We start from the raw sequence: 15339 nt of genomic DNA on the forward strand, positions 1-15339 counted from the left end.
AAGAAGAAGACATAATCGGGATGGTGATAAAGATGTATGACAAGTTTAGAAATAATGAGCCAATGTGGTCGATAGCAAATCAGTTAGCGTTAGCGAGAATAAGAACAGAATCATTTAAAGATGAGTATCATAATAAGGGATTAGAAGAAGGAATTGAAATTGGAATAAAACAAGGGATGAAAAAGGAAAAAGTAGAAATGATTAAAGGAAGATACCATCAGGAATGCAGAGAATGGATAGAAGGATTAAGTGAAAAGCAGTTAAAGTTAATAAGCAAATATATATTTGAAGAAGATGAATTTGAAGTATTTAAGGAAAGAATAGATAATAGTAATTAATGTAAAAACCGATTTTAACCTATATGGTTATCATCGGTTTTTAATATATTTTGGTGAATTGTTAATTTTATTTTAGTAACACGATTACTTTTAATACCAGTAATTTTAAATGTCAAGTTTTTATATGTTACAGTACGTTCCTGATTTTCATCAGGAATTTCTCCTAATAACTGAAGAACAAAGCCACTAATAGTATCATGATTAATTTTATTTAGATTTAAATCTAACTCATTAATAAGATCAGAAATTAAATAATTACCATCAATTAAATAGTTATAGTCATCTATTTTTTGAAGTTTGGGTTCATCATCATGATCATATTCATCTTCAATTTCTCCCATAATTTCTTCAATTAAATCTTCAACAGTAACAATTCCTGAAAATCCACCATATTCATCAACTAAAATAGCAATATGTTGATGATCTTCTTGCAATTCTTTAAATAAATCATCAATATTTTTTGTTTCTAAAACAAAATACGGTTTTCTTAATAATTTACGAATATCAACATTATCAAAACCAACTTTACGAGCTTCAATTGAAAAATCTTTCATATTTAAAATACCAATAATATTATCAATTGAATCATCATAAATAGGGATACGAGTATATTGCATAGTCATCATCTGATCAATATTTTCACTTAGTGGATCGTTTATATCTATACAATAAACATCGGTTCTAGGGGTCATAACATTTAACGCTAGACTATCATCAAACTCAAAAATATTTGTTATCATATCAGTTTCAATTTCATTAAAAACACCATTTTCTTGTCCACTTTCAACCATTGAACGAAATTCTTCACGTGATAAAGATTCTTCAACACTTTCATCATTCATTTTAAAAAGTTTTAAAACAAATTTAGTCGACCAAGATAAGATTTTAATGAATGGACTCGCAATCTTACTAATAATTAAAATTGGTTTAGCACAAAACATTGAATACCATTCAGCTTTTTGTAAAGCAATTCTTTTAGGAACTAATTCTCCAAAAATTAAAGTAATAAATGAAATTAAAATAGTAATCAAAATTACTGCAATAGTATCAGCATATGGAATAGTCCAACTTTTTAATAGGTTAGCTAGGCTAACAGAAATACCAGTTGCAGCACTTGCAGAATTAAAGAAGCCAGCAAGAGTAATTGCTACTTGAATAGTTGATAGAAAGTTAGTAGGTTGTTCTAGTAGTTTTTCAACTAATTTTGCTTTTTTATTACCTTCTTCACTTAAACGACGAATTTTATTTTTGTTTACTGAAACAATAGCCATTTCACTAGCTGCAAAGTATGCATTAATTAAAGTAAGAATAACGATTAAAACTAATTGTAATGTGATTGAAGACTCGGGGTCTGCATCCATAAATTAAAACACTCCTTTTTTTATGTAGTTAAATTTTATGAGAATAATTCTATCAAATTTATATTAAAATGTAAATGATTCTAAAAAGTGAAGATTGTTAAGTTTTTATTAAGTTATAAAGTGATAGGTCTATTAATAGTTATGCATTAAAATAAAATCTAACACCATTTTCGATATTCATTGCACCATATCTAAATTGGTGTAAATCTAGTATTGCTTTACAAATAGCTAAGCCTAATCCCGTACCATCTGGATCATCTTTAATAAAGCTCATCCAGATATTTTCTAATTTATCATTATTAATATGAGACCCAGTATTTTCAATAATTAGAGCTTTATCTTTAATAATTACTTTTATAGTCCCTAAATTATTAGTATGCTTGATAGCATTAGTTAAATAGTTATTAATCACTATTTCTATTTTAAATTTATCACCAATTATTATTGATTCATCATCATAAAACTCAATTTTTATTTTTTTAATTTTCAATAAATAAGTTAAATTATCAATAATAGGTGTTACTAACTCACCTAAATTAATTTTCTCTAATTTTAATTCAACATGACTTGATTCTAATTTTGATAGTTCCAACATAGCTAATACTAAACTATTTATTTTTTCTGTTTGTTCATTGATAATAGAAAGATATTTTTCTTTTTTTATATTATCATCACAGTCTTCAATTAACTCACTATAACCATTAATAATAGCTAAAGGGGTCTTTATTTCATGAGTGAAATTAGCAATAAAATCTTTACGAGTATTTTCAAGTTTCTTTATTTTAACTATATTTTCATTTAGGCTATCAATATTAGCCTTAATAGTATTATTCATTATATTAATATTATTAATTAATGAACCTAATTCATCATTTGATTTAATAGGTAATTGTTTTGTAAAATCACCATTAGTTATTTCTTTAGTTCGTTGTTCAATTAATTTAATAGGTTTAGTAATAATTTTTGAAGCAATAAAACTAATTAAAATGACAAATGAAATAGATAATAAATAACTATAAATATTATCATTTAAATACTCAAAAAAGATATTCTTATTCAAATCAGGATACAAGCCAACTTTTAAAATATATCCAAATGGTTGATAGTTATTATCTTCAATAGCAGCATATGAATAAACAACTGTAGTATTATCTTGTTCAAAATAGTTTTCTTCATAAGAATTATTAACTTTAGATTTAATCTTATTTTTAAAGAAAGGATATGTAAGAAGATAATAATTATCAATTGGTGTAACTTCGTTTTCTTCAACATGATAACAAGGAGAACTAATGTTATTAATATAAATATTTTCGATATTATCATTAGTTTTGTTTGATAATATAGTATCTCCTATTTTTAAATAATCAGGTTCTTCGATATATATTTTTTTGTCAATAATTTTACTATTAGTTGTAGAAACTTCAATATCAATACCAGAGTGCCAATTATTGTTTATTATTTTAATAATCTCAAGAAGCATATCAGGAGTTACACTAAAATAGATGACTTCTTTATTATTAGATAGCTCTATATAATTATTTCTGTAAAAGATAATATTATCGCTACTACCAGCACAAATTAAATTACCATCTTTATCAGCTATTAAAGTATATTGTTCTTTAGCTAAATTACGAACTGTTTCCAATTCTTTTTTATCTTCATAGGTTTTATAAAAGCTATAAAAATAATGTTTTACACTTTCATTATTAGTAATCACATTTTCTAATTGACTAATATCAATATCTTCATGATTTAAGGCAGCATCATAAATACTAGCTTTTATATTATCAATATATTTATTACTAATTAACTTTTCTTTAATAGAAGCATTTTTATAACGATTAAAACCTTGAAAAGCTTCAAAACTTAAAATTACTAAAAAACTGCATAAAACAATCAAACCTATCTTAATAGTTAAACTAAATTTTTTCATTACTATCACCTGCTTTCACTAATAGTATATATTTTATATGTGTAAGCTAAGTGATTTCTTTGTGTAAATTAGATGTAAATTTTATTTTCTAATATTCAAATCAATTATAATTTCATAACTATTTTGCGATAAGTTAAAACTATATTGGAAATCATGAGCTTCTATAATTTCAAATACATCATTTAATTCTTGTAGATCATTGTCTAAAATACAATAATCATTATTGATAACATAAATCTTTTTATTTTCTATTTTAATATCAAGTTTATTTTTAGGTCTACTGTGATTTATAGTAAAGAAAAATAAATCATTAATAACTTTAGTTAATTCAGATTTGTTACCTAAAACAACTAGAGGATTAGGTTGATAATTAAGTTCTATATTTTTAAATATAAAAAGATTTTGTCCACTACTTATCAAATTAGTTAATTTATTTTCTAAATTAACATCTTCTTTGTTTGTAACTTTCCTTTTTACTTTTGGTTGTTTTATTATAGGTTTATCAATTGGCTCAATCTTTGTTTTTTCATTAACAATAATTTTAATTAAAAAATAGCTTCCAATAACTAAAAGTAATGAAATTAAATAATTTATATAATTATTAGAAATATATGTAGTAAAAGTATATAAATCACTGTCAGTATAATATTCAATCCAAGCAAGATAACCTTTGTCATATTCTGAAGATTGATAAAGATCTTTATCATTTTTTTTATCAGCATATACGCCATACATCGAACCAAATTTTTGAAAACAAGCTTTTCTATTTAACTTTATATGTTTGTCATTTTCAATTGTATATTCAATAGGATTTAAATGTTCATTATTTTTTTCATCAGAATATGTTATTTCATAGTAACCATTATCATCAAATTTATCTTTATTTACAACATCGTTTAATTTGGTTTCTAAATAATCATATGTATTACAAACAATCATATTAAAATACGAATCTTCTTCACCATCATAAGAATAATGTCCTAGTGCTGAATTAATATTATTAATTTCTTTACTTATTAAATTTTCCTTTTTATTTTCAATAAAAATTCGATCATTTATAGAAAGATAAGTTATTTCTTTAACTATGATTATATCTTTATCAGTGATTGCATCATGATTAAATGTAGCAATAACTTTTTCTCCATTTTCATATAACTCTTTTATATAATTTGTAATCTCTTTAATAACCATGTAATCTAAATTGTCGATATTTATTATTTTTTCTTCTTCTGAAAATTCTGGTGAACCATAATAAAGCGTATTTTTCATATAATAACTACTATTATAAAAAGGGTTTAGAGAATTATCAAAAGCAATAAAGTGATTATCTGTATAAATATTGAGACTATTTTTGACAAGATGATATAAATCACCAAAAATATAATCTGAACTTAAATTATTATTAATATTCATGACAATATTTTTCATAGAAAGCTGATTTTCAGGTCTAGTTTTAGTAGCTTGATAGTCTTTATATGTATAGACAACATTAATAATTAAGACGCTAGTAATTATTATTAATGATATTTTATGTGTTTTATTAAATTTAAATTTTTTCATGTTAGTGTTCTCCTTTTGAGAAAATATAACCACTTTTACGAATTGTTTTGATGTAATCTAATGGAGCAATTAATTTTCTTAACTTTTTAATATAAGTATCTACAGCTCTACCATCCCCATAATAATCATAACCCCATAAATCATTTAATAACTGTTCTCGGCTAAGTAAACGATCATGATTTTTTATGAAATAAGCTAGCATAGCGTACTCCTTTGGAGTAAACTTTTTTTCTTTACCATCAACAATAACCTGATGAAAGTTATTATCAAGTTTAATTAAACCATATTTAATAATATCATTAAGATCATCATGATAATTACGCTTAATCATGGCCAGACATTTAGCATATAATATAGATGGTTTAAAAGGTTTAGTGATATAATCATCAGCTCCCAATTGATAAGCTAATAACTGATTATCATCTAATGATAAAGCACTAATAAAAATAATTGGTATATTTGATGAACTTCTAATTTGTTTACATACTTCATAACCATCAATTCCTGGCATCATGATATCTAATAAAATCAAATCTATTTTTTCATTTATTAAGGATATTGCTTCATAACCATTTGTAGCTTCAATAACTTTAATTTCCCGTTTATTAAAGTATTCAGTGATAAAATCACGAACTAATTTTTCATCTTCTACTAATAAAATATGATACATTGTTATTCTCCCCTTTTTAATAATTGTAACATTAATTTGTGAAAATATCGTGGACGTTAATAAATTATTTTTTCTCTTACTAATAAATTTAATTATGAAACGTAATAAAAATAATCAGCTTTTTTGCTGATTATTTAAAGTTACGATTAAATCTTTTAGATAATTCATGCTCATATTTGATTGCATTAATTAAATCATAAATTCCACTAATAGATTCATTTATGCTTTTATTAAATAATATCTCAAGCTTTGGTATATAAGGAATAAGAATTTTATTGGGTTTATAGTTTACTACAAATCCTTGAAACTTTTTATAAGTAAAGGTAATTAATAAAAATAAATAAATTAATCCTCTTTTATATAATTGTGGAGCAACTAATAAATGATCGTAAAACTTCATTCCCTTTAGTGACTTTATTAATTGTTTTTTTGTAGTCTTAAAAAAGGGATTAATATTATTAATGATATATTCATTAATAATAATATGATTTATTAGAGGGGATGTTAAAGGATCTAAATTATCCTTTAACATTAGATAACGATCTAGTTCGGTTTCTATTTCAAAATGAGTTATTCTCGTTTCAACAATAATATTATCAATATAGCCATGACAATTACTATCGAGAATAAAATGACAAACAAAGCCACACAAATAAATAAATTGAGCTTCACTTTTTGTTTCTTTTAATATAGATAAAGACTGTTTAAAAAAGTTATTTGCTTTTTGCTGGTGCATTGTACTGCCAAGTTGATTAACTTTACTGTGGATATAAGGTCGATTGTAAAAAAGAATATCTGGACCATGTAATCCAAGATTGAATAGATCTTGATTATTAAGAATTATTTTTTTTAATGGATTATTAAGCTGTTCAATTACTTTTTGACCTAAACGATAATGACTATAAGCTGCAGGCATTATTTTAATAAATCATATTCAGCTGGTTTAAACCCAACTAAAACTTTATTATCGGTTTCAATGATTGGTCTTTTCACTAACATTCCATCACTAGCTAAAAGAGTTAATTGTTCATCTTCGCTCATTTGTGCTAATTTATCTTTTAGTTTTAACTCTTTATATTTTAATCCAGATGTATTAAAGAATCGTTTAAGTGGTAAACCACTTTTTTTATATAGAGCTAGTAATTCTTCTTTATTTAATTTTTCTTCAACAATATGACGATCACTATGTTCTAAACCAAGATCATCGAGATATTTTTTAGCTTTTTTACAAGTGCTGCACTTTGGATATTCAATAAATTTTAACATAATTTCACCTCATTAATAGTTTAACTCATTTTATCATAAGATTACACTTATTTGATATTATTTTTTAATAATGAAATTAATAATATATTCATGTTTAGTTTAAAAAAGTTAAACTATGTTTTATAATTGAATAAAAATAGAAAAATAAGGAGGATTATTATATGTGGGGAATAATTGCAACTTGGCGAATGGCTTTAGAAGGAATAGAAAAAGCTAGTGAAATACTAAAAAAATCAGGAGATGCAGGAGATGCTATTGAAATAGCAATTAGAGAGGTAGAAGATTTTCCATATTATAAATCAGTTGGATATGGTGGATTACCAAATGAAGATATGGAAGTTGAATTAGATGCAGCTTTTATGGATGGTGATACATTAGATATTGGAGCAGTAGCAGCTATAAAAGATTTTGCTAACCCAATATCAATTGCACGACGTTTATCAAAAGAGAAAGTGAATAATTTATTGGTTGGTTCAGGTGCTGAAAAGTATGCTCATAAAGAGGGATTTGAACGAAAAAATATGTTAACTAAAAGGGCTAAAATTCATTATTATAATAGAATAGATGAAATTAAGGAACAGCAAATAAAACCATACTCAGGTCATGATACAGTTGGAATGGTATGTTTAGATTTACATGGTAAAATGACTTCTGCCACTTCTACAAGTGGTTTATTTATGAAAAAAGCTGGTCGTGTTGGTGATTCTCCAATTTCAGGTTCAGGATTTTATGTTGATAGTAAAGTTGGTGGAGCTAGTGCTACAGGCTTAGGTGAGGATGTAATGAAAGGATGTCTTGCATATGAGATTGTTCGTTTAATGAAAGATGGTATTCATCCTCAAGAAGCTTGTGAAACAGCAGTTAATATGTTTGATTTAGAATTAAAGCAGCGCCGTGGCCAAGCTGGAGACATGTCACTTATTGCTATGAACAATAAAGGTCAATGGGGTGTGGCAACTAACATAGAGAATTTTTCTTTTGTTGTTGCTACAGCTACTGAAAAAGCAACTGTCTACATAACAAAAAATATTAATGGTAAATGTATTCATGAAGCAGCAAGTCAAGAATGGTTAGACAACTATATGACAGCAAGAAAAAAAACATTGAAAAGGAATAGTGATTTATAATAAAAGTAGTTAAAATGGTTTAATAATAGGTAATACTAATCATAAGAATAAAGGAAAGTAGGAAAATTATGATTAGTAACAATAATAAACTTAAAGAAATGAAGATTAGTATTTATGTTTAAAAAATTAATTAATGATAAAAGGAGTAGGTTTATAATAACATTAGTTAGTGTTGTAATAGCTGCTTTTTTACAAGCATATGTACTCAATGTCTTTATTCAGCCAACTAATTTATTATCTAGTGGATTTACTGGAGTAGCAATTTTAATTGAAAAGATTACTTCTTTATTTGGTTTTTCTTTTCCTATATCATTAGGAATGATTTTATTAAATTTACCAGTTGCTATTTTATGTTATAAAAGTATTAGTCCAAAATTTACATTTTTTTCTTTACTAGAAGTCTTTTTAGCTAGTTTCTTTTTAAATTTTACTCATTATCCACCATTATTTGATGATATCTTATTAAATATTGTATTTGGTGGGTTTGCATATGGATTATTGACTGTTATTGCTTTAAAAGGTAATGCATCAACTGGTGGAACAGATTTTATTGCATTATATGTATCAAATCGTAAAGGAAAAGCAATTTGGGGGTATGTGTTTATATTTAATGCAATAATATTAACTATTTTTGGATATATGTTTAGCTGGGAATATGCGGGATATTCAATTTTATTACAGTTTATTTCAACTAAAACAATTGATTCATTTTATAAACGTTATGAACGAGTAACTTTGCAAATAACAACTACAAAAGCACAAGAGATTATTGAAGCGTATATTTTACAGTATCATCATGGTATTTCATGTGTTGAAGCAATTGGGGGATATAGTAAAAAGCCAATGAATTTATTACATACTGTTGTTTCAAGTTATGAAGTACAAGATATTGTAAGTTTGATGAAAGATGTTGATTCTAATGTTATTATTAATGTGTTAAAAACTGAGAATTTCTTTGGGTATTTTTATCAAACACCAATTGAATAAAAGATATTATAACAAAATATTTTAAAAAGAAAGGGGACGGAGTGACTCAAAAAAGACAAATAGGATATAAAAGATTTCTTATGAAATTGATAAATTTTATTATGTCTTAATAAACGTTACTTCATAATAGGAAAAATGGAGAAAAAATTAGATGAAATAATATTATTATTAAAAAATATTGATAAAAATTTACAGATATTAATTGATGAAAAAAATGAGACAAAAATAAAGAGCCCAAGTAATGATGCTATTTTAAAACAGTTTGAAGAAACTGAAAAATTATTTAATAAAGTAATGAATAAAGGTAAATAAGATAATTAATATAAGGTCTTAGAAAAGCATTTTAGTGGATAAAATAGGTATTAAAATATTGCTATCTTACACTTCTGTAAGGTAGCAATATAATTAATTGTGTATAATATAAAGGGGTGACCATCATGAAGATATTAATTATTGAAGATGATTTAGAATTACGAAAAGAATTAAAAGTATTGTTAGATTATAATGGTTATCAAGGAATTATTTTACAAAACTTTAAAGATACTTTAGAAGAAATACTTGAAATTGAACCAGATTTAATCTTATTAGATATTAAAATACCTTATCTTAATGGTCAGCAGCTATTAAAAAAATTACGAGAAGTTTCTACTATTCCTGTAATTATGGTTACTAGTAAAGATAGTGAAATTGATGAAATATTGGCATTGAGTTATGGTGCAGATGATTATATAACTAAACCATATAATCCAACTATTTTACTATTGCATATTGAGGCTGTTTTTAAACGTCTACATAAAAATGAAACAAAGCTACTTTATCATGATATTAAAGTGGATTTAATGAAAAGTACTTTAAAAAATGAAAATCAAGAATTAATTTTATCTAAAAATGAAATGGGAATATTTTATTTCCTGTTGATGAATCAGGGAAAGATTGTTACTCGTGATGATATTATGAATTATTTATGGGGTACAGATAAATTTATTGATGATAATACATTAACAGTTAATATGACAAGGTTAAGAAAAAGATTAGAAAAGATTGGTTTGTATAATGTGATTGAAACTAGAAGGGATCAAGGTTATATATTAATATGAAATTAAAAGATTATTTACTAGATAGAATTACCTATCTAGTTTTATTAATATTAATGATGTTAATGGTGTTATTTTTTTTATTAGTGTTTAAAGTATCAAATGCATTGATTTGGTCGGTCATATTAGTAATGGCTTTATTTGGAGTTTTGTTGATAGGTTATGATTTTTACCAAAAACATAGTTTTTATAAAAGTTTTCTTAATAAATTAGAACAATTAGATAAAAAGTGCTTAATAACAGAATTAATTAGTCCTCCGAATTTTTTAGAAGGAAAGATTTTATATGATGCTCTTTATGAGATTGATAAATCAATGTATGAAGAAATAGAAATATATGAGAATAATCTAAAAGATTTTAAAGAGTATATAGAATTATGGATTCATGAGGTCAAGCTGCCAATATCAAGTGCAAAATTAATGATTCATAATCATGAGCAAAATGAAAGGAAGTTAAAAGATCAGGTCAATCGGATTGAAAATTATGTTGAACAGGTTTTATATTATGCTAGAAAAGATAACAGTGAAAAAGATTACTTAATTAAATCTTGTGATTTAGGAATGATTATCAGAAATGTAATAAAGCGTAATCAAGATAGTTTATTGTATCAAAAAATTAATATTGAAATTGAACAAATTAATTATACTGTTTTAAGTGATACTAAATGGTTAGAATTTATTATTAATCAAATTGTAAGTAATAGTATTAAATATCATTGTCAGGATAATTGTAAAATAATTTTTAAGGTAATTAAGACTAATAATATTGCCTTGGAAATAATTGATAATGGAATTGGAATTAAAAAGAGTGATTTAAGTAAAGTATTCAATAAGTCATTTACTGGTGAAAATGGGCGACTAGTTTCTAGTTCAACAGGAATGGGATTGTATATTGTTAAAAGATTATGTGATAAATTAGGACATAAGATTATTGTTGAATCACAATATAATAAATACACTAAAGTAACACTCTATTTCAATGATGATCAATATTACAACGTTGTAAGATGATGTAAGATAGTTCGATGTTATTAAGATTATGTTTTTTCTATAATTAAGTTGTAAAGGAGAATAATATATGGAAAATATTCTAACAATTGAAAATATTAGTAAATATTATGGAAATAAGAGTAATCTTACTAAAGCTATCAGCAATATTTCACTGAATATCAATAAAGGTGATTTTGTTGCCATTATGGGAGCTAGTGGTTCTGGTAAAACAACATTATTGAATGTTATTTCAACAATTGATAAAGTAACAAGTGGACATATTTATGTTGAAGGTTTGGATATTACAAAATTAAAAGGAAATAATTTAAATAAATTTAGACGTGAAGAATTAGGTTTTATTTTTCAGGATTTTAATTTATTAGATACTTTAACAGCTTATGAAAATATTGCTTTAGCTTTACAAATTCAAAATATTAAAGCTAAAATAATTGACCAGCGGGTTCAGGAAGTCGCAGACAAATTAGGTATTAGTGATATTTTAAATAAGTATCCTTGTGAAATATCTGGAGGACAAAAGCAACGAGTATCTAGTGCTCGAGCAATCATTACTAATCCAAAGTTAGTTTTAGCTGATGAGCCAACTGGTGCATTAGATTCAAGAAGTTCAAAAATGTTATTAGAAAGACTTCAAAAATTAAATCAAGATTATCAAACAACAATTTTAATGGTTACACATGATGCTTTTAGTGCTAGTTATGCTTCAAAAGTTATCTTTATTAAAGATGGTAGAATATTTAATGAATTTGATCGTGGTGGTGGTGATCGTAAACAATTTTTTGATAAAATTATTGATGTTGTTTCTTTGCTTGGGGGCGATGTAAGTGATGTTGTTTAATTTATCATTAAAGAATATTAAAAAAAGTTTGAAGAATTATGCTATTTATTTCTTTACTCTTATTTTGGGAGTTGCAATCTTTTATATTTTTAATTCAATTGAAAGTCAAACAGTCATGTTAAAGTTGAGTAATTCAACTAAAGATATTATTCAATTAATAAATAATATTTTATCAGGGGTAAGTGTATTTGTTTCATTTATATTAGGTTTTTTAATTGTATATGCAAATCAGTTTTTAATGAAACGAAGAAAAAAAGAATTTGGTATATATATGACTTTAGGTATGTCAAAAAAACAAATATCAAAGATTTTATTAGTTGAAACAATAGTGATAGGTCTTATTTCATTAATAGTTGGTTTAATCTTGGGAATTGCTTTATCACAAGTAATGTCAATTATTGTTGCTAATATGTTTGAAGCTGATATGAGTAAGTTTACATTTGTTTTTTCCATTAGTACGACGATAAAGACAATCATTTATTTTGGAATCATGTATTTATTAGTCTTAGTTTTTAATACTATTCAAGTTAATCGTCAACAGTTAATTAAATTATTAATAGTCAATAAACAAAATGAAGAGATTAAATTAAAAAATTCATTTGTTTGTATACTAATTTTTATTGGGGCAGCAGTTTTGTTGAGTTATGCATACTATAATGTTACTGCTGGAGCTGATAATTTAACTGAAGAATTTTCAGTATTTTTACAAATGGTTTATGGAGCAGTTGCAACATTTCTTATTTATTGGTCTATTTCAGGTTTAGTTTTGAAATTAGTAATGGTTTCAAAAAATCATTATTTTAAAAATCTAAATAGTTTTACAGTTAAACAAATTAGCAGTAAAATAAATACTACAGTGTTTTCAACAACTATTATTTGTTTAATGCTTTTTTTAACTATTTGTATTTTTTCAAGTGCTTTTGCTTTAAATAAAGCTTCAACTGCTCAATTGAATGAATTAGCTCCTATAGATATTCAAATGCAAAAGGATGCTAGTAAAGATAATTTAACAATTGATGAATATTTAATTAAAAATCAAATTTCACTTGATAAACTAAAAGATACTTATACTTTTACTACGTATCAAAGTCCTCAATTAACCATTAGACATACTTATGGTGATGCTTATAAAGATACAAGTGAAGAGTTTTTAAATACTAGTGAAGAAATAATTAAACTTAGTGATTATAATAAATTAGCAAAAATGTATAACCTGCCAATTTATAATTTAAAAGATGAATATGTAGTAATGGCAAATTATGAGAATATTATAAATGCTCGTAATCAATTTCTTAAAGATAAACCAGATATTGAATTAAATGGAAAAGTATATCATAGTAAATTTGATAAATGTCAAAACGGTTTTTTATCAATGCAGTCGAGCCATATGACAATGGGGGTTTATATTGTTCCTGATGAAGCAGTTAATGATTTCTCACTATTTAATAGTTATTTGATGTCAAATTATAATAGTATAGATAAAGAAAATAGAAATGTATTAGATGAAAAGATGCAAAGTTATAGGTCTGATATTTTATTGGTTAATACCAAAATACAGATTTACGCCAATAGTATTGGTATGGGGGCTATGGTTATTTTTATTGGATTATATATAGGAATTGTATTTTTGATTTCTTGTGCCGCTATTTTAGCACTTAAAGAGTTATCACAAAGTATTGATGATAAAGAAAAATATCAGGTATTAAGAAAATTAGGGGTTAATGAGAAAATGATTAATCATTCTTTATTTAAGCAAATAGCAATTTATTTTTTGTACCCTTTAATTTTAGCAATTATTCATTCTATATTTGGGATTCAGGTTTGTAATCTGATGCTGCAAACATTTAATCAATCTAATACTTTTGAGGTAATTATTACAACAAGTATCTTTCTAGTAATTATTTATGGTGGATATTTTATTATTACTTATTTATGTAGTAAAAGTATTATAAAAGACAATTAAATAAAATATAGCGTATTATTAAGTTAAGATGAAAATTACCAGGAGTAAAATAAGATGATACTTATTTACTTCTGGTTTTTTATTAGTATATCTTTATATAAATAATATTCTACATTAACTTTATAGATGCCATATTCAAAAGTATTTGTAGTATTAATCATTCTGTAATTAGTAAATAGATCTGTTAATATTGCAAATATATTAGCGCAAAATATATCAATCCCTTTATTATTGATTTTCACTTCGTATTATCCATAGTGATTGAAAGTTTATCTAATTTTAGTATTTAATTCATAAGGTTCACTAAATGCAGAACATAGGATTAAAAATAGTATAATAATACAAATTTTATTTTTCTTTCTCCTTTTTTAGTCAAAGAATCTGTCGTTGACATATACAGTAGAATTGAAATTTCTTTTCTAAATAGCTTTCTATGTTCATATATACTATACGTTTTTAAATATTAATTAATTTTAATATCCAACAAATACCCCTGTTTTTTACACTGAAATGCATTAACCCAATGGTTTCCATACATACTAAAAGATAATTACAGTACAATAAAAAAAGAACATATTAGAGATTAAAAAAAATATTATCAAGAGTGATTAATAGATATAAAAAGATAATTTTACATTGTATTTATTTATCTAGTTAATGTACTAGAATATACTGAAATAGAAAATCTAAATAATTGATATTATAACAATATTTAATGAAGAAAGTATTTTTGAATCTAGAGAAATGAAAACTGAAAAATTTATAATGATCAAGTAATGTAATCAGTTTATATATAAGGTATTTTTACTCATATAGATACTTAGTTATAAATACATGGTTTCTGCAGTATGAAAAAAGTATGTTCTTTAAACAATAGTGTATAATCATATTTATATAACGGTTCTTAATTTTTCAGGATAATGTTCAGTTAAAATATCACATGATACAATATATTTCTGTTGTTTTTTAGATGTTAAAAGTCATGATAAGATTAATAATTTTATTGACTATTTTTAACTAATTTAAACTTGCTGAAAGGATTGCATATCTATGTTATAATGAAACCAAACGAAAGGGTGAAATATATGAGAAAAAGAATTCCTGTTGGATTAAAGGATTATGAAAAACTAAAGAGTGAAAACTATTATGTTGTAGATAAGACATTAATGATAAAAGACTTTTTAGAACAAGGAAA

Annotated in this window: 13 protein-coding genes and 1 pseudogene; 8 read left to right on the forward strand and 6 right to left on the reverse strand. The window is 24.5% G+C overall.

The features are described 5' to 3' along the window. Positions 1 to 338, forward strand: a pseudogene (locus tag BMW96_RS12810) (hypothetical protein); the annotation flags it as partial. Between the two features lie 14 nt (positions 339 to 352). On the opposite strand, the gene BMW96_RS12815 reads toward BMW96_RS12810, so the two are convergent. From BMW96_RS12815 to BMW96_RS12840, 6 genes are all read right to left on the reverse strand, one after another. Continuing rightward, positions 353 to 1699: a hemolysin family protein gene (locus tag BMW96_RS12815; protein WP_092356667.1), complete on the reverse strand. Its 1347-nt coding sequence runs from the start codon at positions 1697 to 1699 to the stop codon at positions 353 to 355. A 139-nt stretch (positions 1700 to 1838) separates the two neighbouring features. Next, on the reverse strand, positions 1839 to 3632 hold the full coding sequence (locus BMW96_RS12820; RefSeq protein WP_092356670.1) for a sensor histidine kinase: 1794 nt from the start codon (positions 3630 to 3632) through the stop codon (positions 1839 to 1841). An 81-nt stretch (positions 3633 to 3713) separates the two neighbouring features. Next, positions 3714 to 5192, reverse strand: coding sequence for a hypothetical protein (locus BMW96_RS12825; protein WP_092356673.1), 1479 nt, complete (start codon positions 5190 to 5192; stop codon positions 3714 to 3716). 1 nt (position 5193) lies between these two features. Continuing rightward, positions 5194 to 5862 (reverse strand): response regulator transcription factor, encoded by a 669-nt coding sequence (locus BMW96_RS12830; RefSeq protein ID WP_092356676.1) that lies wholly within the window; start codon positions 5860 to 5862, stop codon positions 5194 to 5196. 130 nt (positions 5863 to 5992) lie between these two features. Further along, positions 5993 to 6778: a zinc dependent phospholipase C family protein gene (locus BMW96_RS12835; RefSeq protein ID WP_092356679.1), complete on the reverse strand. Its 786-nt coding sequence runs from the start codon at positions 6776 to 6778 to the stop codon at positions 5993 to 5995. Next, positions 6778 to 7128: an arsenate reductase family protein gene (locus tag BMW96_RS12840; protein ID WP_092356682.1), complete on the reverse strand. Its 351-nt coding sequence runs from the start codon at positions 7126 to 7128 to the stop codon at positions 6778 to 6780. Before BMW96_RS12840 ends, BMW96_RS12835 begins: the two co-directional genes overlap by 1 nt. A gap of 161 nt (positions 7129 to 7289) precedes the next feature. Between BMW96_RS12840 and BMW96_RS12845 the strand changes: the two genes are divergently transcribed. The 7 genes from BMW96_RS12845 (at position 7290) to BMW96_RS12870 (ending at position 14144) form a co-directional block, all read left to right on the forward strand. Next, positions 7290 to 8255: a glycosylasparaginase gene (locus BMW96_RS12845; RefSeq protein WP_092356685.1), complete on the forward strand. Its 966-nt coding sequence runs from the start codon at positions 7290 to 7292 to the stop codon at positions 8253 to 8255. Positions 8256 to 8369: 114 nt separating this feature from the next. Next, positions 8370 to 9242 carry a YitT family protein gene (locus BMW96_RS12850; protein WP_092356688.1) on the forward strand — a complete coding sequence of 291 codons (873 nt, stop codon included), beginning with the start codon at positions 8370 to 8372 and terminating at the stop codon, positions 9240 to 9242. Positions 9243 to 9377: 135 nt separating this feature from the next. Then, on the forward strand, positions 9378 to 9554 hold the full coding sequence (locus tag BMW96_RS14265) for a hypothetical protein (protein WP_169924248.1): 177 nt from the start codon (positions 9378 to 9380) through the stop codon (positions 9552 to 9554). Positions 9555 to 9679: 125 nt separating this feature from the next. Then, positions 9680 to 10339: a response regulator transcription factor gene (locus BMW96_RS12855; RefSeq protein ID WP_092356691.1), complete on the forward strand. Its 660-nt coding sequence runs from the start codon at positions 9680 to 9682 to the stop codon at positions 10337 to 10339. Beyond that, on the forward strand, positions 10336 to 11346 hold the full coding sequence (locus BMW96_RS12860; protein ID WP_092356694.1) for a sensor histidine kinase: 1011 nt from the start codon (positions 10336 to 10338) through the stop codon (positions 11344 to 11346). The genes BMW96_RS12855 and BMW96_RS12860 overlap by 4 nt, the downstream gene beginning before the upstream one ends. 67 nt (positions 11347 to 11413) lie before the next feature. Then, positions 11414 to 12181 (forward strand): ABC transporter ATP-binding protein, encoded by a 768-nt coding sequence (locus tag BMW96_RS12865; protein ID WP_092356697.1) that lies wholly within the window; start codon positions 11414 to 11416, stop codon positions 12179 to 12181. Further along, positions 12171 to 14144, forward strand: a complete 1974-nt coding sequence (locus BMW96_RS12870) for an ABC transporter permease (RefSeq protein ID WP_092356700.1) — start codon at positions 12171 to 12173, stop codon at positions 14142 to 14144. The genes BMW96_RS12865 and BMW96_RS12870 overlap by 11 nt, the downstream gene beginning before the upstream one ends. The last annotated feature ends 1195 nt before the right edge of the window (positions 14145 to 15339 follow it).

Origin of the sequence: Thomasclavelia cocleata, assembly GCF_900102365.1 — a bacterium.
Classification (GTDB): Bacteria; Bacillota_I; Bacilli_A; order Erysipelotrichales; family Coprobacillaceae; genus Thomasclavelia; species Thomasclavelia cocleata.